General features: G+C 64.3%; 16 protein-coding genes. 12 read left to right on the top strand and 4 right to left on the bottom strand.

Annotation, left to right across the window (positions count from 1 at the left end; all coding sequences use genetic code 11):
• Window positions 1-35 precede the first annotated feature (35 nt).
• The 7 genes from GSQ88_RS12770 (at window position 36) to GSQ88_RS12740 (ending at window position 9,874) form a co-directional block, all read left to right on the top strand.
• Entirely contained in the window at window positions 36-323 is a 288-nt protein-coding gene (locus GSQ88_RS12770) for a GIY-YIG nuclease family protein (protein ID WP_159008113.1), read from the top strand.
• A 50-nt stretch (window positions 324-373) separates the two neighbouring features.
• Window positions 374-1,513 carry a DNA replication/repair protein RecF gene (gene recF, locus GSQ88_RS12765; RefSeq protein WP_159008112.1) on the top strand — a complete coding sequence of 380 codons (1,140 nt, stop codon included), beginning with the start codon at window positions 374-376 and terminating at the stop codon, window positions 1,511-1,513.
• A 124-nt stretch (window positions 1,514-1,637) separates the two neighbouring features.
• Window positions 1,638-3,797, top strand: a complete 2,160-nt coding sequence (locus GSQ88_RS12760) for a hypothetical protein (RefSeq protein WP_159008111.1) — start codon at window positions 1,638-1,640, stop codon at window positions 3,795-3,797.
• Between the two features lie 257 nt (window positions 3,798-4,054).
• Window positions 4,055-6,490: a DNA topoisomerase (ATP-hydrolyzing) subunit B gene (gyrB, locus tag GSQ88_RS12755; RefSeq protein WP_159008110.1), complete on the top strand. Its 2,436-nt coding sequence runs from the start codon at window positions 4,055-4,057 to the stop codon at window positions 6,488-6,490.
• A 5-nt stretch (window positions 6,491-6,495) separates the two neighbouring features.
• On the top strand, window positions 6,496-7,791 hold the full coding sequence (gene murA / locus GSQ88_RS12750) for a UDP-N-acetylglucosamine 1-carboxyvinyltransferase (protein ID WP_159008109.1): 1,296 nt from the start codon (window positions 6,496-6,498) through the stop codon (window positions 7,789-7,791).
• A 200-nt stretch (window positions 7,792-7,991) separates the two neighbouring features.
• Window positions 7,992-9,389, top strand: a complete 1,398-nt coding sequence (locus GSQ88_RS12745; RefSeq protein ID WP_159008108.1) for an MATE family efflux transporter — start codon at window positions 7,992-7,994, stop codon at window positions 9,387-9,389.
• Window positions 9,389-9,874 (top strand): DUF2867 domain-containing protein, encoded by a 486-nt coding sequence (locus GSQ88_RS12740; RefSeq protein WP_159008264.1) that lies wholly within the window; start codon window positions 9,389-9,391, stop codon window positions 9,872-9,874. The genes GSQ88_RS12745 and GSQ88_RS12740 overlap by 1 nt, the downstream gene beginning before the upstream one ends.
• Window positions 9,875-9,928: 54 nt before the next feature.
• Here GSQ88_RS12740 and GSQ88_RS12735 read toward each other — a convergent pair whose 3' ends face one another.
• On the bottom strand, window positions 9,929-10,345 hold the full coding sequence (locus tag GSQ88_RS12735) for a 4-oxalocrotonate tautomerase (protein ID WP_159008107.1): 417 nt from the start codon (window positions 10,343-10,345) through the stop codon (window positions 9,929-9,931).
• A gap of 148 nt (window positions 10,346-10,493) precedes the next feature.
• Here GSQ88_RS12735 and GSQ88_RS12730 point away from each other — a divergent pair, with 148 nt between their 5' ends.
• Window positions 10,494-11,072 carry a TetR/AcrR family transcriptional regulator gene (locus GSQ88_RS12730; RefSeq protein WP_159008106.1) on the top strand — a complete coding sequence of 193 codons (579 nt, stop codon included), beginning with the start codon at window positions 10,494-10,496 and terminating at the stop codon, window positions 11,070-11,072.
• Window positions 11,073-11,180: 108 nt separating this feature from the next.
• Entirely contained in the window at window positions 11,181-12,551 is a 1,371-nt protein-coding gene (locus GSQ88_RS12725) for an MmgE/PrpD family protein (protein ID WP_159008105.1), read from the top strand.
• 131 nt (window positions 12,552-12,682) lie between these two features.
• Here the strand turns inward: GSQ88_RS12725 and GSQ88_RS12720 are convergent, their stop codons facing one another.
• The gene (locus GSQ88_RS12720; protein ID WP_210253800.1) at window positions 12,683-13,906 is read right to left on the bottom strand and encodes a YXWGXW repeat-containing protein; all 1,224 of its coding nucleotides are present in this window, start codon (window positions 13,904-13,906) and stop codon (window positions 12,683-12,685) included.
• 103 nt (window positions 13,907-14,009) lie between these two features.
• Window positions 14,010-15,455: a serine hydrolase domain-containing protein gene (locus GSQ88_RS12715; protein ID WP_159008103.1), complete on the bottom strand. Its 1,446-nt coding sequence runs from the start codon at window positions 15,453-15,455 to the stop codon at window positions 14,010-14,012.
• A gap of 13 nt (window positions 15,456-15,468) precedes the next feature.
• Between GSQ88_RS12715 and GSQ88_RS35965 the strand changes: the two genes are divergently transcribed.
• Window positions 15,469-15,603 (top strand): hypothetical protein, encoded by a 135-nt coding sequence (locus GSQ88_RS35965; protein WP_283810679.1) that lies wholly within the window; start codon window positions 15,469-15,471, stop codon window positions 15,601-15,603.
• Window positions 15,604-15,605: 2 nt separating this feature from the next.
• Here GSQ88_RS35965 and GSQ88_RS12710 read toward each other — a convergent pair whose 3' ends face one another.
• Window positions 15,606-16,673, bottom strand: a complete 1,068-nt coding sequence (locus GSQ88_RS12710; RefSeq protein WP_174247995.1) for a helix-turn-helix domain-containing protein — start codon at window positions 16,671-16,673, stop codon at window positions 15,606-15,608.
• Between the two features lie 171 nt (window positions 16,674-16,844).
• Between GSQ88_RS12710 and GSQ88_RS12705 the strand changes: the two genes are divergently transcribed.
• Complete coding sequence (locus GSQ88_RS12705) at window positions 16,845-17,762, top strand: pirin family protein (RefSeq protein WP_159008102.1); 918 nt, start codon at window positions 16,845-16,847, stop codon at window positions 17,760-17,762.
• Between the two features lie 69 nt (window positions 17,763-17,831).
• Window positions 17,832-18,746 carry a phosphoribosylaminoimidazolesuccinocarboxamide synthase gene (locus tag GSQ88_RS12700; RefSeq protein WP_159008101.1) on the top strand — a complete coding sequence of 305 codons (915 nt, stop codon included), beginning with the start codon at window positions 17,832-17,834 and terminating at the stop codon, window positions 18,744-18,746.
• Window positions 18,747-18,920 lie beyond the last annotated feature (174 nt).

Below are 18,920 nucleotides of genomic sequence, written 5' to 3'. Positions count from 1 at the left end.
CCGGGCTTGACCCGGCAATCCATTCCCTTCAGAAAATGAGCTATTGGGTATACATTCTCGCCAGTAAGCCCGGTGGAACGCTATACATCGGCGTCACGAACAATCTGATCCGCCGGGTTTACGAACATCGCGAGGGCTTGGCCGAGAGCTTCACCAAGCGCTACGGCATCAAGATGCTGGTCTATTTTGAAGAGCACGACACGATAGCTGCTGCACTTCAACGCGAGAAAAATATCAAGCACTGGTCTCGCGAATGGAAGGTCGACCTGATCGTCGCAGGCAATCCTGACTGGAAAGACCTATATGATGAAATTGTCCGCTAGCGCGGACGATGGATTGCCGGGTCAAGCCCGGCAATGACGACTGAGATTATATGACCCCCTCCCGCATTCATCGCCTCAGCCTGACGCATTTCCGCAATTATCGGGCGGCGAGCCTGCAGACGCGGGGGGATGTGGTGGTGCTGGTCGGGCCCAATGGGGCCGGCAAGACCAATTGTATCGAGGCGATCTCGTTTCTGTCGCCGGGGCGGGGCCTGCGCCGCGCGACGCTCGACGATGTCGCCGACATCGAGGGCGACGGCTCGTGGGCGGTGTCGGCCGAGGTCGAGGGCGCGCTGGGACTCGCCACGCTCGGCACCGGGATCGACGCGCCGGGCAGCGAGGCCGCCGCCAGCGGCCGGCGCTGCCGGATCGATCGCGAGGCGGTGAGTTCGGCGACCGCCTTCGGCGATCATTTGCGCATGGTCTGGCTGACGCCATCGATGGACGGGCTGTTCACGGGAGCAGCATCTGACCGGCGGCGGTTCTTCGACCGGCTGGTGCTGGCGATCGACAGCGAGCATTCGGCGCGGGTCTCCGCACTCGACCGCTCGCTGCGATCGCGCAACCGGCTGCTCGAGGTGCGTAATTTCGACGATCACTGGTGCGACGCGATCGAACGGGAAACCGCCGAGCTCGCGGTCGCGGTCGCGGCAACGCGCGGCCAGACCCTGACAAGACTGGCCGCGATGTTGCGCGCGCGCGGTGCGCAATCCGCCTTTCCCGCCGCCGATATCATGCTCGACGGCTGGATGGAAAACGCGCTGATGCACGAGCCGGCTACCGCCATCGAGGACCGCTACCGCGACATCCTGCGCCAGGGCCGCCCTCGCGACGCCGCGGCGGGCCGTACGCTCGACGGCCCGCATCTGACCGATCTGCAGGTGATCTACGCGCCGAAGAACATGCCGGCGCGCGACGCCTCCACCGGCGAACAAAAGGCGCTGCTGATCGGGCTGGTGCTGGCGCACGCCACTCTGGTCGCGGAAATGACCGGCATCACCCCGCTCTTGCTGCTCGACGAAATCGTCGCCCATCTCGATCCCGCCAGGCGCAAGGCGCTGTTCGATGAACTGGCAAAACTCGGCGCCCAGGTATGGATGACCGGCGCCGACCCCGCGGCGTTCGCCGAACTCGACACCTCGGGTGAAATTTTCAATGTCGAGAACGGCCGCATCACGCGGCGCGGCTGACGGCGCGGACGCGGCTGATTTGAACCGAAAGCGCCGCGGCCGCGACTAGCGTTGGGAGCCGAACGGACCCGCGCCATCGCTGCCGCGCGGGCGCCGGGCATCGGCAACATACCGGAGATCATGAATGGCTGAAACGACGGGCGGGACGCCGGTCCCGACACGCAAATGGTTGCTGGCTGTCATCGTTGCGCTGGTCGTGGCCCAACCGATCGCCGCCCGTGCCGACGACGGACTGGTCGATGTCCGCACCTTGCCGCGCCTTGAGGGCGCCGTGGAAGACACCAGCCGCACCAGCTCGAATAAGTTGATGTACATCGTTCCAACGGGGCTCGCCGAGACGACCCCTGCGATCAAGCGGCTGTTGGGCGCCGACGGCTGGGCGCAGTACACACAGCCGCTGGAAGACGCCGGCACCTCGCTGTTGTTCAAGAAGGGCCGGCAGGGTCTGTACGTGTCGTTTACACAGCGGCCGAAGACGCCCGACCAATCCTCGGTGTATTATGACGCCGGCCGGATCAACGCCAACCTGCCGTTTCCCGATGGCGCCGCCGATATCGTGTTCGACGAGAACCGGCCTTATCTGAACTGCGTCAGCACCGCCACGGTCGACGCCACGCTCGATTTCTTCCGCCAGGCGCTCCCCGCGGCCGGCTGGTCGCCGCTCTCCGCCGCCGACGCCGCTGCGCGCTGGCCCAACGTCAGCCTCGACGACAAGATCGAGAACGGCGCGCGCGCCTATTACCGCCGCGACGGCGATTCCGGGCAGGCGCCGATCATGCTTTCGTTGCAGCGCCGCACCGACGGCAAGACCAACGTCGATATCAGGATAGTGCCGTTCGCGCTGGTCCACGATCTCGGCAACGGCAGCGAGATGGCGGGCTTGCCGACGCCGGATCATATCAAGACCTTCGGAGGCGAAGGCCGCGCGGATTCCAATATCCGCAAATTGCGCGGCACGGTCATTGCCGAAATACCGGCGGTGCTCGGGTTTTTCCGCCGCGAGCTCGCCGCGCGGAACTGGCGAGAAGAGACCAGCGGTGCGACCGTCACCACCGATGACGTCACGCTCAACTTCTCCTCGGCGGAAGAGACCGCCGTTCTGAAGCTCGGAAGCAAATACGACCTGACCACGGTCAGCTTGGTCACGCAGGTCAAGCCCACCGCGCTCGCGGCGCGGGCGAAAGCCAAGAAAGAGGCTGACGACAAGTTTTTCAGCGACGCACAGGCTACGGCGAAGTCGCTGATGGCAACCGATGAAGCCCGACGCATGGCCCAGGCAGCCAACCTTTCGGACGCGCCGCTGCAAGCCCGCGCCGACAACATCGCGCCGGTGCCGGTGCCTGAGGGTGCAGGAACCGTCCAATTCAGCGCGGCTGAAGGCCGGCTCGAATTCGATTCCTCTTCGAGCGTTCAGGCGCTGGCGACGTTCTATCGGGGCGCCCTCAAATCGATGGGCTGGAAGGAAGAGCCTTCGGTGATCAACAAATCCAACATGGTCGTGATGGAATTCGCCAAGGGCGGCAAGCGGCTCTCGTTCACCGCGCTACAGATCGGCCCCAAGGTCAATGTCAGCGCCAGCGGATCGGGCCTCGTGATGGCTGCCGCCGAACCGGACCCGGCCGGCCAACGAAAGCCCTCGGCGGCGGCGGCGCAGACGGCGGCGAAGGATCTCGAAGCCGATCCCGATTCAGCGCTGCCGGTGCCAAAGGAGCACAGCATGAGTTCGCTCGGAACCGGGAAAATGCCCGGCAACGAAACGCCGTTCCGCCGGGAGCTCGACGCCAGTGTCCCCGCCGACATCCATTCAGTGCTGGCCTTTTACCGCGGCCAACTCGGCAAGCTTGGCTGGAAGGAGATCGCCGATCGGGCGACCGTAAAGCCGGATCAGGCCCAGCTCGCATTTTCTTCCCCCGAGGGACCGGCGATCCTGAAGCTCGGCCGCCTCGATGGCGAGACCACGATCAACCTCGCCCAGAAAATTCCAGCGGCAGCCGCGAAGGCGGATGTTGCGCCGAGACCCGGCCAGGCCAAGCTGTTGCTCGGCAATCTCGGCGACAGCGACGCATCGTTGACCATCAACAAGCAGACCATCAAGGTCGCGGCCGGCGCCGGCGGGCCGGGCGTAAAAGGACCGACGCTCGAACTGCCGCCGGGCAAATACCAATATTCGGTGAAAGTCGCGGGCGGCCCGGCTCAGAACAATGAAATCGAGGTCGCCGCGGACGATGCCTGGGGGCTGATGCTGGCGCCCGACGCCACGGTGCTGGCGTTGCACGTGTACTGACGCAAAGAGCGCCATCACGGACGGCGCTGGCGTTAAAAATCCGGATTTGGGGACCCGGCAATCGGTCCTCGAATCGCGCTTTTCGAGAGCCGCCGAATCGGCTTTCCGTCGGCTTGAAAAACCATCAAAAAATCCCATTTATTCAATAGTTTATTGATGAGGGCTTTGCGCTAGGCGTGAGGCCTGTTTCATGGCATAATTAAGTCCATCAGCGCCCAATGTGCGCAGCTGATTCGGGACATCCTCGAAGGCCTCACATGACAGAACCTGCCCGGCAGACCACCGCCGACACTGAGCATTCCATCCCTGTTGAATACGGCGCGGAATCGATCCGGGTTTTGAAGGGCCTCGACGCCGTGCGCAAGCGGCCGGGCATGTATATCGGCGACACCGACGACGGCTCCGGCCTGCATCACATGGTCTACGAAGTCGTCGACAACGCGATCGACGAGGCCTTGGCGGGCCACGCCACCGCGGTGGAAGTCGTGCTCAACGCCGATGGCTCGGTCACGGTGCGTGACGACGGCCGCGGCATTCCCGTCGACATCCATAAGGGCGAGGGCATTTCCGCCGCCGAGGTCATCATGACCCAGCTCCATGCCGGTGGAAAGTTCGACCAGAATTCCTACAAGGTTTCGGGCGGCCTGCACGGCGTCGGCGTCTCCGTCGTCAACGCGCTGTCGAGCAAGCTGCAATTGCGGGTCTGGCGCGACGGCAAGGAGCATCTGATCGAGTTCGCGCATGGCGACGCGGTGGCGCCGCTGAAAGAGGTCGGCGACGCCAATGGCAAGCGCGGCACCGAGGTGACGTTCCTCGCGTCCACCGAGACCTTCACCAATGTCGAATATGATTTCGCCACCCTCGAACATCGCTTGCGGGAACTCGCGTTCCTGAATTCCGGCGTCAATATCGTGCTGTCCGACATCCGTCACGCGGTCGAAAAGCGCGAGGTGATGCGCTACGATGGCGGTGTCGAGGAATTCGTGAAATATCTCGACCGCAACAAGAAGGCGATGATTCCGGCGCCGATCATCGTGCGTTCCGAGCTGAACGGCATCGGGGTCGAAGCCGCTTTGTGGTGGAACGACAGCTACCATGAGAACGTGCTGTGCTTCACCAACAACATCCCGCAACGCGACGGCGGCACCCATCTGGCCGGCTTCCGCGGCGCGCTGACGCGCCAGGTCAATGGCTATGCGGAAGCCAACGCCAAGAAGGAAAAGATCGCGCTGACCGGCGACGATTGCCGCGAGGGCCTCACCGCGGTGCTGTCGGTCAAGGTGCCGGATCCGAAGTTTTCCTCGCAGACCAAGGACAAGCTGGTGTCCTCGGAAGTGCGCCCGGTGGTCGAGAACGTCCTCAACGAGGCGCTCGCCGCATGGTTCGAGGAACATCCGGCCCAGGCCAAGGAAATCGTCGGCAAGGTGATCCAGGCCGCCGCGGCGCGTGAAGCCGCGCGCAAGGCGCGCGAACTGACCCGCAAGAATCCGCTCAGCGTCTCCTCGCTGCCCGGCAAGCTCGCCGACTGCCAGGAAAAAGACCCCGCCAAATCCGAACTGTTCATCGTCGAGGGCGATTCGGCCGGTGGCAGCGCCAAGATGGGCCGCAACCGCGAATTCCAGGCGGTGCTGCCGCTGCGCGGCAAGATCCTCAATGTCGAGCGCGTGCGCACCGACAAGATGCTGTCGAGCGAACAGATCGGCACCCTGATCACCGCGCTCGGCACCGGCATCAGCACCGATTTCAGCGCCGACAAGCTGCGCTATCACAAGATCATCGTGATGACCGACGCCGACGTCGACGGCGCCCACATCCGCACCCTGCTGCTGACCTTCTTCTACCGGCAGATGCGCGAACTGATCGATCGCGGCCACCTCTATATCGCGCAGCCGCCGCTCTACAAGGTATCGCGCGGCAAGTCCGAGCAGTACCTGAAAGACGAACGCGCGCTGGAAGACTATCTGATCGAAACCGGTCTCGACGATTGTGTCTTCAAGCTGGCCTCGGGCGAAGACCGCAGCGGCCGCGATTTGCAGGCGCTGGTCGAAGACGCACGGCTGATCCGCGGCACGCTGCATAATCTGCACAGCCGCTATAACCGCAAGGTGGTCGAGCAGGCCGCGATCGCCGGCGTGCTGAGCCCGAAAATCACCAGCGACGTCGCCACCGCCAATGCCGCCGCGGACTATATCGCGCGCCGGATGGATGCGCTGGCCGACGAGGTCGAGCGCGGCTGGGTCGGACGTTTCACCGAAGGCGAGGGCTTCTCGTTCGAGCGCACCGTGCGCGGCGTCAAGGAAGTCGCCATCATCGACGACGCGCTGCTCGGCTCCGCCGACGCGCGCAAGCTCGACGATTATGCCGCCAGGCTTCAGGAGGCCTATCCGAAGACCGGCCTGCTGCGCCGCAAGGATACCGAGACCGCGATCCACGGGCCGGTCAGCCTGTTCGAGGCGGTGACCGACGCCGGGCGCAAGGGCGTGACGCTGCAACGCTACAAAGGTCTCGGCGAAATGAACCCGTCCCAGCTCTGGGAAACCACGCTCGACACCAACGAACGCTCGCTGCTGCAGGTCAAGATCAAGGAGGTCGACGAGGCCGACGACATCTTCACCAAGCTGATGGGCGACGTGGTCGAGCCGCGCCGCGAGTTCATCCAGGATAATTCGCTCAGCGCCAATGTGGACGTGTAAAGCGGGTGGCCCCCGTCCAGTACATCGTTGAAGGCGGCCACCGGCTGACGGGGACTATCGAGCCGTCCGGCAACAAGAACGCCGCGCTGCCGATCATCGCCGCGGCATTGTTGACCGAACATCCGGTGACGCTGGAAAACGTGCCGCGGATTCGCGACACCGAAACGCTGGTCGAGCTGATCCGTTCGGTCGGCGCCTCGGCCGAATGGCAGGGGCGCAACACGCTTGCGATCCATGCCAAGGAAATCCGCGCCGCCGATCTCGATCCGGATCTGTGCGCCCGGATTCGCGCCTCGATCCTGCTGGCCGGCCCGTTGCTGGCCCGCTGCGGCGAAGTCGCGCTGCCGCCGCCCGGCGGCGACGTGATCGGGCGGCGGCGTCTCGACACGCATTTCCTGGCCTTCGAGCAGCTCGGCGCCACCGTCACCGCGACCCACCGGCTTGAATTCCGCGCCGCGCGCCTCACCGGCGCCGACGTCTTCCTCGACGAACCCAGCGTAACCGCGACGGAAAACGCGCTGGTCGCCGCGGTCGCCGCCCACGGCACCAGCTATCTGCGCAACGTCGCCTCCGAGCCGCATGTGCAGGACCTCGCGCATTTCCTGGTGATGCTCGGTGCGCGGATCGAAGGCATCGGCACCAACACCATGATCGTGCACGGGCCGGCCACGCTCGGCGGCGGCCGCTATTCGATTGGGCCCGATCACATCGAAGTCGGATCGCTGATCGGGCTCGCCGCGGTGACGCGCTCACCGCTGCGTATCGCGCGCGCCGGCGTCGAACATCTGCGCTCGATCCGGATGGGTTTTGAGCGGCTCGGCATCGTCTGCGGCGTCGAAGGCGATGATCTGGTGGTGCCTTCGGGCCAAACCATGAAGATCCGCGACGATTTCGGCGGCCATGTGCCGAAGCTGGAAGACCAGCCGTGGCCGGCCTTCCCGGCCGACCTGATGTCGATCGCGATCGTGACCGCGACCCAGTGCGACGGCGTCATCCTGATGTTCGAGAAGATGTTCGAGTCGCGGATGTTCTTTGTCGACAAGCTGATCTCGATGGGCGCCCGCATCGTGCTGTGCGATCCGCACCGCGCCATCGTCGCCGGACCGAGCCGGATGCACGGGGCGTCGATGATCTCGCCCGACATCCGCGCCGGCATGGCGATGCTGCTGGCCGCGGTCTGCGCCGAAGGCACCAGCACCATCAACAACGCCGACCAGATCGAGCGCGGCTATGAGCGCATCGACGAACGCCTCAACGCACTCGGCGCCAAGATCACCCGAGTCCCCGCGCGAACGGAGTAGCGTGCGACGCTCTCTTCCCTTCTCCCCTTGTGGGAGAAGGTGGCGCGGACGAAGTCCGTGCCGGATGAGGGGTAGCAACATAACGAGAGGCTGAGACCCCTCATCCGCCTTCGCTTCGCGAAGGCACCTTCTCCCACAAGGGGAGAAGGGAAAGAAGCAGGCGACACACTTTCAGCCGGCGACGGTGCTAACAGTCCCTCATGTCTTCCCTCGACAAAATCGCATCAGCATCACGCGCATCACCACGCGCGCCCCACCGTCTCGGCCATGAACTGACCGAGACGCTCGCTTTGGCGGTGCCGATGGCGCTGACGCAGTTGAGCCAGATCGCGATGATGGCGACTGATCTGGCCTTCATCGGGCGCCTCGGCAACGAAGCCGTCGCCGCGGCGGCGCTGGCGGGCACCATCTACTTCGTCAGCTTCACCATCGGAATGGGACTGGTATCGGCGGTGGCGCCGCTTGCCGCCCAAGCCTTCGGCGCCCGCGATCCGCGCCAGGTGCGGCGGGCGCTGCGAACCGGGCTTTGGGCGGCGCTGCTGATTTCGCTGCCGATCATGCCGTTCTCGCTGTATGGCGAGCCCATCCTGCTGGCGCTGGGCCAGGCGCCGGCGGCCGCGCGTCTGGCGCAGCATTATCTGTTCGGCCTGGTCTGGGGCGTCATGCCGGCGCTGTGGTTCATGGCGATCCGCGGCTTCATGGGCGCGGTCAACCGGCCGCAGCCGGCGTTGTGGATCACTTTGGCGGCGATCCCGGCCAATGCGCTGCTGGTCTATCCGTTGATCTACGGCGAATGGGGATTTCCGCGGCTGGAATTGTTCGGCGCGGGGCTTGCCACCACCACGGTCAATTTCGGCACCGTGCTGGCGAGCCTCTGGTTTGCGACACGCCGTCCGCCGTTCCGGAAATATCGCGTGCTCGGACGGATCTGGCGGATCGATTGGCGCCTGATGCGCCAGCTTGTCGCCATCGGCGCGCCGATCTCGCTGTCGTTCATGATGGAGTATGGGATGTTTTCCTCCGCGGCGCTGCTGATGGGCCTGATCAGCACCACCGCGCTGGCGGCGCATCAGGTGGCGTTGCAGGTCGTCGCGACCCTGTTCATGGTGCCGTATGGCATCTCGATGGCGGCCACCGTGCGGGTCGGGCACGCCATCGGCCGCAACGATCCGGGCGCGGTCAAGCGCGCCGGGCTGGTCGCGATCCTGCTGGGGATCGTTCTCGTCGCCGGCTTCACGCTGGCCGTGATCGCCGGCCGGTTTGCCATCGCGCGGCTTTTTTTTGGCGTTGCCGAGGACGCCAGCACCACCGTCGCGCTGACCGCCAATCTTCTATTGATCGGCGCGACATTCTTTATCGCCGACGGCATCCAGACCATCGCCGCCGGATCGCTTCGCGGCATGAACGATACGCGGATGCCGCTATTATTCGCCGCGATCAGTTACTGGTTGATCGGATTTACCCTGGCCTGCCTGCTTGGTTTCCAGACCGAACTTGGCGCCATCGGCGTCTGGATCGGACTATCGGTCGGGACCGCGATCTATGCGACACTTCTGATCTTGCGTTTCCGGCTGCTGGCGAGCAGGCTCGCATCATGATCAGGGTTCAAGAGGTCGCGCCCGAAATTGACGCCGGTCCGCTGCTGTCGGGCGCGCAATTCGCCGATGCGTTTCGCATCGATGTCGCGGGCCGTACGCTCGATGCGCGGCAAGCCGCGCAGCGCATGATGGGACGGTCGCCGCGATGGGTCGAAGCGCTGCTGACGCTGCGCCATCTCGTGGTCGCGCCGCTCGGCTTGAAAACATCGGGCAACACCGAAAACCCGCCGCGCGAGACCATCGGCCTGTTTCCGATCCTGACCCAGACCCCGGGCCGGCTGGTCGCGGGCTTCAACGACAAGCATCTCGATTTCCGCGTGGTGGTCGACGTCGCAACGTCGGGACCTGATGACACGTCCGGCCAGCAGGTCACCGCGACGACGCTGGTCAAGACCCACAATGCGCTGGGCCGGATCTATCTGGCCGTCATCAAACCGTTTCACCGCGTGATCGTGCCCGCGATGCTGCGGCAGATCGCAGCGTAACTCACCGCAGCGGCGCAACCGGTGCGCCGCTGCGAGCGAACGAGGTTGATAGAATCAGCCTTTACTGACCTGTTCGCCGAGTTCGGCATTGGTCATGGCGCGGCCGTTGAAATTCCATGCGCCGTCGACGGCGTGAACGACGTTGATGAAGATGCGATCCCGAGGTTGCTTGCCGCCGGACAGCTCATGGATGATGTCGGTCGCTTCTGAGAAATAGCCGAGCTGGATGTCGCGATCGGCGAAGGCAAACGACGGCACCTTCCACTCGACGATCGCAATCGGCGCCTCCTCCATCGCGCTGAAGGTCTCGTGGCTCGGCAGCACCCGAACCTCGCCGATGACGTTGGGCAGCATGGCCTTGTTGCCGGTCAGGCCGTGCCATCTCAGCATGGCTTCCGACAGTCGCGCGAAGGCGATTTTTTCCTGGCCTTTGGGCAGAACACCTTCGGTAAGGGTGAGTTGGAGCGGCATGAGGACCTCCCGGACATTGAGAAAGCTGCCCAAACGCGGTATTGCGAGTTGGGTTGCGATCGTTACATAACGATCGTGATGTTGTTAAAATAGCGATCGTTATGCTGTCAAGCATAAAATAACGATCGCAATGTAATTGAGGTCTGCCGTGTCGAGATATGCGCCGGGACACCGGGAAGAAGCGAGGGCCCGAATCCTCGTGGCGGTCGGCCGTGGCTTTCGCAAGCGCGGCTATGGCGGCATCGGCGTCGACGGCTTGGCCAAGGAGGCCGCGGTCACGTCAGGCGCGCTGTATGGCCATTTCCCGTCTAAGGAAGCGGCCTTCAAGGAGGCTGTGGTCGCCGGCCTCGATGAGCTGCGCGCCGGGATCGAGGCGTTGCGCGCCGAGCACGGCGTCACATGGATCGAAATCTTCGTCGATTTCTATCTTGGCTATAAACGCACCTGCGAACTCGGCGACAGTTGCACCTTGCAAAGCCTGACGCCGGAAGTTCAGCGTTCCGACAGCGAGACCAAGACCGCCTACGAAGCGCGGATGAAATTGGTTGCGGATGCGGTGGCCGACGGACTTTCCGGGGCGGACGCGGCGGACCGCCTGCAGCGCGCCTGGGCGTTGCTGGCGATCCTGACCGGCGGCGTAACATTGGCGCGCGCGGTGGAAGATCAAGCTACTTCAGACACGATCGCTGCGGCCGTTCGCAAGACGGCGCTCGCGGCGGTCGATTGACGCCATGCAAAGCAAGGGTCTGCCCCGCCATAGCGCATGTTGACGAGGCGCATGGGCGGCCTTAACCAAAATTCCAATGAGACTAACGAGGCAACGCCGAGGCACACGATGGCCAACGAAACCGCAACGCTCGCAGCTTACGTCGCCGACCTGAAATTCGCCGATATCCCTCCGCACGTGCTGGAGCGTGCCAAGGTTCTGACACTTGATTTTCTCGGCAGCGCCATCCGGGCCCGGCGCGATGCGGAATCCACGCCCTCGCTGCTCAAGATGCTGGAAGCGCTGGCGCTCGACGGCAAGGGCCAGTCCACCGTCTTCGGCGACAGCAAGACCTGGACGCCCGCGGTGGCGGCACTGCTCAACGGCGCGCTCGGCCACTCGCTTGATTTCGATGACACCCATGCCGATTCCTCGCTGCATGCCAGCGCCCCGGTGGTGCCGGCTGCGTTCGCGGTCGGCGAACTGGTCGGTGCATCGGGCCGCGATGTGTTGACCGCGATCGTCGCCGGCTACGAGGTCTGCTGCCGGCTCGGCAATGCGCTCGATCCGACCTCGCATTACGCGCGCGGTTTTCACCCCACCGCAACCGCGGGGACCTATGGCGCGGCGGCGGCCGCCGCCAAATTGTTCGGCCTTTCGAAAGACCAGATCGTAGCTGCGTTCGGCGTCTCCGGCAGCCAGGCCGCGGGCTCGCTGCAATTTTTGGTCAACGGCGCCTGGAACAAGCGCTATCAGGTGGGCGCCGCCGCCATGAACGGCGTGATCGCAGCGACCCTGGCGCGCAATGACTTCATCGGCGCGACCGAATCGGTCGAAGGCAAGCATGGCCTCCTGGTCGGCTACAGCGACAACGCGCATCCCGACAAGGCCGTAGCGGGGCTCGGCGATATCTACGAAACCATGAAGATCGGCGTCAAACCCTATCCGAGCTGCCGCTATACCCATGCCGCCCTCGATGCTTTGATCGCGATGCGGCGCGAGCACAATCTGACGCCGGACCAGATCAGGAAAGTCGAGATCGGCCTGCACCGCAACGGCATCACGCTGACCGGCGATGCCGCCACCAAGCGGCACCCGACCTCGATCGTCGGCGGCCAGTTCTCGATGTTCTTCACCGGCGCGGTGGCGCTGGATCAAGGCCGCTTCGGCTGGGACGATTACGAACGGCTCGGCGACGCCGCGGTCGATGCGCTGGCCGACAAGTTCAACGTGGTGCAGGATGATCGGCTGGAAGTCGGCCGCACCCATCCGTTCGGCGCGCGCGTCAGCATCACCACGGACGACGGCGTGCATGAACGGCTCTACGCCGATCCCTCCGGCGAGCCGAGTTCATTTCCGGATGCCCAGGCGATGCAGCAGAAATTCCTGACGCTGGCCCGCCCGGTGTTGAACGGCCGCGCCGATCAACTCGCCGACGCGATCCTGTCGCTAGAACGATTCGATCGGGTCGAGCAAGCAACGCAGTTGGGGCGGCAATAGAGCAAGATAAGATTGGATTCAGCCGGGGTTATCCGCGCGCTTCCCTTCACCTCTCCCCGTCGGGGAGAGGTGAAAAAAACGCAACCCATCGAATCAAAGTTTCGACAGACGTAGAGCACCTAGCTTAGCCGCTATTCGCGCTTCCGCTCTTCTTCGGGCGGCCTTCCGGGCTGCGCCGGTCGCGGGGGCGGCGCGGCGGCCGGTCGTGGCGGCTGCGGCGGACGCGCTTCCTGAACTGGCGGTCGCGGCTGTTCAGCGCGCGGCGGGGGCTGTCGCTGTGGCTCTTCCACTCTGGGCGGCTCGGCCCTTGGTGGCTCGGCCCTTGGCGGTTCAGCTCTTGGTGGCTCAGCCCTCGGTGGCTCAGCCCTTGACGGTTCGGCTCTTGGCGGCTCTTCGACCCTCGGCGCTTGTCTCGGCGCTTCCCTGTTGATGTCACCCGGCCGCGGCTCGTTGGGGCGCGGCGCCTCGGCAGAGCCTGGCCGAGCTTCAGGTTTCGGCGCTTCCCGGTTCGGCTCCACGCCGGGCCTTTCCGAGCCAGGTCTTTCCGAACCAGGCCTTTCCGAGTCAGGTCTTGCGGCACCGTTCGGCAGCGGCTCGTTGCCGGGTCTGGCCGCAATCGGCGTGCGCGATCCGCGCACCACGCCGGCGCCCTGGAACACACCGGCGCGCGGCGTCGCCGCGATCGCGGGCTCGCCGTGATTCTGCTTGGAGAATAGCGACCGATCCCGGCTGGCGGTTTCGACCTGCTGACGCTGAACCGGCGTTGCCTCGACGTGCCGCTCGCGGCCGAACGCCTCCTGTTGCGGCGTCGGCCTCGCCGCGATGCCGCCATTGCCGCCGTTGAAACTCACACGCGTGGAATTGTTATGCACCACCACCGTCTCATTATAGATGTTGGTGATGTGGATGCTTTCCACGTTGTTGACGGTGCGATTGTAGAAGAACGCGCCGTTATTCCAGCGGCCGCCGTAATAGCCGTCGCCGTTATATCCGTAGCCATAGTCGACCCCGCCGTAGAAGCCGACTTCGTGCCCCCAATAGCCGGGGTAGAAGGCATAGCGGCCCTCGTTCCAGCCCCAATAGGCCGGCGTCCAGAGCAGGTCGCGCTGCGGCGGCTCGACCCACGTTCCCGGCACCCAGTAATAATCGACCGCTACGGGATCCCATGCCCAATAACCGGGGACCCAAAGATAGCCCTCAGCCGGAATAACCGGTTGCTCATAGTATGGCAGCGGCGGCGGCGCGACATCGACGCGAATGTCGACCGATATTTGCGCTCGAGCCGGCGCAACCAAGATGGCGGCAGGCGCAGCACTCAACATCAGTGCAAGCACTGAAGAGCGGATCATTCGCATCGGGAGATTTTCCTGGTCAAGGCAGAGGGCGGGACGGCATAACGCCATTCGCAGTACTTGGTTCCCGATCCGGATCGTTCGATAGCGAGCGCTGATCGAAACCTCACATCGAGTTGCGGCTCGCGGATCGGGCCCCACCGCCGGTTGCAGCGATGACATCGCTGACAAGCCGCGACACGCCGTCGACGTCAGGCCAGTTCGGCGACAGGCCGAGCCGCACGATCACCAGACGCTCGGATGGAACAATGATGACATATTGCCCGATCGTTCCCTTGGCAAAGAACGCATCGCGCGGCCAGCCATGATGGATGCGATAGTCGGCACCAAAGCTATCGCCCTGGTTGGTCCAGAAGCCAGCGCCATAGCCGACCCAGGCATTCGGCGTTGGCGACGCCGAATATTTGACCCAACCTTCGGGCAGTATGCGTTTGCCGCCGACGACACCGTCATTGAGATAGAGCATGCCGAAGCGTGCCCAGTCGCGCGCGGTCGCCAGCATCTGGCTCGATCCTTCCGGATTGCCCGAGGCGTCGAACTCCAGCGTGACGTTGCGCATGCCGAGCGGGCCGAACAATTCCTGTCGCGCGAAACGCAGCACATCCGCCGCGTGGCCGCCAACCGCCTCGCGGATCAGTTGCGAGAGAATGACATAATTGCCGTCATTGTAATTCCAGGCGCTGCCGGGTGGCGTTGCAAGCTCCAGGCTCTCGGCATAGCGCGCCATGTCCGATTCCATGAACTTCATGCGGTTGACCGGCTCCAGCGCGGCGCCGAGCGACGCCGCGAGCGAACTGCCGATCGCAAGTCCCGCGGTATGACGCAGCAGATGATCGACCGTGACCGCGCGCCTCGGATCGCCAGGGCTTTGCCACGCCGCGACCGGCGCGGGCCGATCGAGCGCAAGCTTGCTCTGCCGCACAAGAATTCCCGTCAGCGCTGACATCACCGACTTGGTCGCGGAGAAGCCGAGGATCGGCGTGTCGATGCCGTAGGCCTCGGCGTAGCGCTCGGCGACGATGTGGCCGTCTTTCAATACCACGACGGCCTTGGTGTGGCGGCGCGGCGGCGCCTCGGGCTCGGCAAACGCGCGGTCGAGCGCGGCATCGAGTTGCGGATTGATGGGCGCGACCAACGCCGGCCCCGCGATCGCAGGCAATAACGCCTCGGGCTGTCTGGTATCCGCCGTCGGCACCGCGAGTTCGGCGACGGCATTGCCATGATCGAGAGTGCAACCAAACCCGTCGCGATAGACGGCATGGCTGCGGCCGAGGCCCAGCAATGTCACCGTGACGTCCTTGTGCGCGCGATCGACATCGGTGCTGAGCGCCCACATGATCAGGCCGGTACCGGGCATCGCCTCCGTGGTCTCGGCGAGCACGCGATCCGGATCGAGGCCGGACACAAAAATCGACGAGCAGAGAATGCCGGCGACGAACCCGGTGACCACCTTGGGAACATCGCGCGCGCGTGCCGTGAAAGCGAGCGTGCTCAGCGCTGTCGTGGTCGCCAAGATAAGGACAAGGATCAGGATAAGGCGTCGTCGGGTCATGGCGAGCTCCGGCATGGCGCTTGATGCGCGTACCAGCCATCAAGCCGAACAGGCTGCGGATCGCTCGCCGGATTTGAAAACGGGCTGGTCGAACTTGGAGGAGGCCTCGCCGATTCCGAAAATTCCAAGAAATTATAATGACTTATAGCGTCAGATCGCGGGCGCCTTGAGGCGGCGATACTCGGTCGGGGTCACCCCCGTGATGGCCTTGAAGGCGCGATTGAAGGGCCCCAGCGACTGGAAACCGGCGTCCATCGCAATCGTAATCACGGGCACCTCGGCCTGCGTCGGATCGGCCAATGCGGCCTTGGCTTCCTCGATCCGGTGGTTGTTGAGAAAAACATTGAAGTTGCGGTAGCCGAGCCGCTGGTTGATCAGCCGCCGCAATCTGTATTCGGGTATCCCGAGCTTGGTCGCCAATGCGCCGATGGTGACATTGTCGTGGCGATAGATCCGTTCATCAGCCATCAGGCGCATCAGCGCGTCCAGCAGCTTCCGATCGGCGGCGTTCGATTCCTCGACCGCAACCGGCCCGCCGGAAACTTCCGCCACGGATACGGCGGGGGCCACGAACAAATCCGACGCGGTGACATTTGTCATCGCATAGGATATCGCGGCGACGATACCGGCAAGCATGACGGAATTGACCACATTGGCGATATCCGCCGTATCGCTGCCGCGAATGAATATCTGCAGCATCGCGTTGATGCCGCCGTAAAGCGCGGCCGCGCCGACAATGAAGAGCCGCAGTCGTCGGCGGCGCTCAACCAGATCCTGCGACCATGAGGCGATGGTCTGCCAGACGGCGAGCCCGATAAAACTCAGCGCGAGCAGGTTGATCGCGATAATCGACGCCCGTGCGTAGCCCGCTGGTGCGATCCACATGCAATTGACGAAACTGAACGCCGCTACCGCGGCCCAGACGACCGCGTGCCACCAGCGCAGCGTAAATGCATCGTCGAACAGCGCCCGTGTGAACAGCCAGAACACCACGACGTTGCCGGTCGACAGCGCGATCAGAGGCGCATGCCAGATCGAGACCGGTGCCGGCGAGCCGATCGCAGAGGTGACGGCGTGCGCGGCCGACCCCAGCGCCAGGGCAACCGCCAGCCGTCCCGCGACGACGGTGCGAAAATCGCGAAACAGCGATGCGGCCAGCACCAGCAGCAAGGCCACGGTACCGGAACGCAGAGCAATATCCAGAACGGCAAGCGGCATCACATGGGCCCGATCCAACAGGACGTGGCGGATTTTACGGGAGATCGCTGGTTTGTTCAATTTGTCGAGGGTTGGCCACCCGCAATGTCATCCCATGAGGCCGGGACGACGCCGAGGTGGCTTGGGCTGCGATTGCTGCTATGATCGCCGCGAACATCCCGGAGACTTCTCATGAGCTGGCTTCCCTCCAGCGATCCCGTTCTCGGCGATCCGCAATCCTGCGATGCGCTTGAACTCGTCATCGTGCCGCGCACCCGCGACCTCGGCGACGGGTTCGAGGTGCGCCGCGCGCTGCCGCATGGCAGGCGCCAGATGGTCGGTCCGTTTATTTTCTTCGACCATTTCGGCCCGGTGCAGTTCATCGCCGGCAAGGGCATGGACGTGCGCCCGCATCCGCATATCGGGCTTGCCACCGTGACCTATCTGTTCGACGGCAGCATCATGCACCGCGACAGCGAGGGCAATATCCAGGAGATCCAGCCCGGCGCGATGAACCTGATGACCGCCGGCCGCGGCATCGCCCATTCCGAGCGCACCCCCGACGTGCTGCGCCGCGACGGCCAGAAGATGCTCGGCCTGCAAAGCTGGATCGCGCTGCCCGCAGGCTCCGAAGAGATCGCGCCGTCGTTCCAGCATTATTCCGCGGAAAGCTTGCCTGTGGTCAGCGACCGCGGCTTCACCGCGCGGATCATCGCCGGCAGCGCCTTCGGCGCGACATCGCCGGTGACGATGGTCTCGCCGTGGTTCTACACCGAGGTGACGGCGCAAGCTGGCGTCAGCCTGCCGCTCGATCCCGATCATGAGGAGCGCGCGATCTATGTGGTCGATGGCGAAATCGAGATCGCGGGCGAGCGCTACGAGCAGGCGCGGCTATTGATCTTCCGGCCCGGCGACCGCATCACCGTGAAGGTGCTGAAGCCGACGCGGATGATGTTCCTCGGCGGCGACGCGCTGGAAGGCCCGCGCCATATCTGGTGGAATTTCGTCTCTTCCAGCCAGGAACGCATCGAGCAGGCCAAGCAGGACTGGAAAAGCGGCCGCTTCGCCCATGTTCCCAACGAACACGAGTTCATTCCGCTGCCGGAATAGACTTTCCTCTGTTGTCCCCGCCGTGTCCCGCGCTTGCGCGAGGCCGCGCATGCCATGAAAGCCTGATTGATGAACACGATGCTCGCCAGCGATCTTCCTCTGCCACGAATCGGACGCGGCAAGGTGCGCGATATCTATGCCGTCGGCGAGGATCGCGTCTTGCTGCTGACCACCGACCGCATCAGCGCCTTCGACGTGGTAATGGCCGAGACCATCCCGATGAAGGGCGCGGTGCTGACCCAGATCAGCGCCTGGTGGTTCGCCCAACTCGAAGGCGTCGTTCCCCATCACATGATCAGCGCCGACGCCGATGCCATCATCGGCGAGGTGCCCGCGTTGGCCGGCCATCACGCCGCGCTGGCCGGGCGCGCCATGCTGTGCAAGCGCACGACCGTGTTCCCGATCGAATGCGTGATCCGCGGTTATATCTCGGGCTCGGCGTGGAAGGAGTATGCCGCGCAGGGCACGCTGGCCGGCGAGAAGCTGCCGCCAGGCCTGCTTGAGAGTGCAAAACTGGAGCCTTCGATCTTCAGCCCGGCAACCAAGGCCGAGACCGGCCACGACGAGAACATCACGATCGGGCGGATGCGCGAGATCCTCGGCGAGGAGGTCACCCATACGCTGGAGAGCATGACGCGTGCGGTCTATACGCTCGGCGAGAAAATCAGCCGCGACCAGGGCATCATCATCGCCGATACCAAATTCGAATTCGGCCGCGACAAGGACGGACGCATCATCCTGATCGACGAGGTGATGACCCCCGACAGTTCGCGCTTCTGGGCGGCGGACGTTTACAAGCCCGGCCAGCCGCAACCGAGTTTCGACAAGCAGCCGCTGCGCGATTATCTCGACGTCGAGCGCCACGCCGGCCGCTGGAACGGCGACGCCCCGCCGCCGCCGTTGCCGGCCAGCGTCGTCGACGCCACCAGCAAGCGCTATCTCGAAGCCTATCGCCGCGTCACCGGCGCCGAATTGGTGATCTGAGGAGCCAAGTCCGGCGCAGCGGGTTTTGCATCGGGCGAGTGCCGTCGTCCCGGCGAAGTAGCCTGTGAAGCTGTCTCGGACGTCATCCTGAGAGTGTGAGAATGTTTCGTTCTGGCCCGCAGAATTTTGCATTTAATGGTCGGGAGGACACATCGACCGGGAAATTTTGGCTGA

It is taken from the genome of Bradyrhizobium sp. S69 (genome assembly GCF_009766005.1).
Taxonomy (GTDB): domain Bacteria; phylum Pseudomonadota; class Alphaproteobacteria; order Rhizobiales; family Xanthobacteraceae; genus Bradyrhizobium.
Note: the sequence above shows the minus strand (reverse complement) of the source record. Positions and strands in the feature narration are given on the sequence as shown.

Excerpts from the sequence above, each read along its gene's own strand:
- GSQ88_RS12770 (WP_159008113.1), top strand. The coding sequence starts at position 36 with ATGAGCTATTGGGTATACATTCTCGCCAGTAAGCCCGGTGGAACGCTA.
- recF (WP_159008112.1), top strand. The coding sequence starts at position 374 with ATGACCCCCTCCCGCATTCATCGCCTCAGCCTGACGCATTTCCGCAAT.
- GSQ88_RS12760 (WP_159008111.1), top strand. The coding sequence starts at position 1,638 with ATGGCTGAAACGACGGGCGGGACGCCGGTCCCGACACGCAAATGGTTG.
- gyrB (WP_159008110.1), top strand. The coding sequence starts at position 4,055 with ATGACAGAACCTGCCCGGCAGACCACCGCCGACACTGAGCATTCCATC.
- GSQ88_RS12745 (WP_159008108.1), top strand. The coding sequence starts at position 7,992 with ATGTCTTCCCTCGACAAAATCGCATCAGCATCACGCGCATCACCACGC.
- GSQ88_RS12735 (WP_159008107.1), bottom strand. The coding sequence starts at position 10,345 with ATGCCGCTCCAACTCACCCTTACCGAAGGTGTTCTGCCCAAAGGCCAG.
- GSQ88_RS12725 (WP_159008105.1), top strand. The coding sequence starts at position 11,181 with ATGGCCAACGAAACCGCAACGCTCGCAGCTTACGTCGCCGACCTGAAA.
- GSQ88_RS12720 (WP_210253800.1), bottom strand. The coding sequence starts at position 13,906 with ATGCGAATGATCCGCTCTTCAGTGCTTGCACTGATGTTGAGTGCTGCG.
- GSQ88_RS12715 (WP_159008103.1), bottom strand. The coding sequence starts at position 15,455 with ATGACCCGACGACGCCTTATCCTGATCCTTGTCCTTATCTTGGCGACC.
- GSQ88_RS35965 (WP_283810679.1), top strand. The coding sequence starts at position 15,469 with ATGGCGCTTGATGCGCGTACCAGCCATCAAGCCGAACAGGCTGCGGAT.
- GSQ88_RS12710 (WP_174247995.1), bottom strand. The coding sequence starts at position 16,673 with ATGCCGCTTGCCGTTCTGGATATTGCTCTGCGTTCCGGTACCGTGGCC.
- GSQ88_RS12705 (WP_159008102.1), top strand. The coding sequence starts at position 16,845 with ATGAGCTGGCTTCCCTCCAGCGATCCCGTTCTCGGCGATCCGCAATCC.
- GSQ88_RS12700 (WP_159008101.1), top strand. The coding sequence starts at position 17,832 with ATGAACACGATGCTCGCCAGCGATCTTCCTCTGCCACGAATCGGACGC.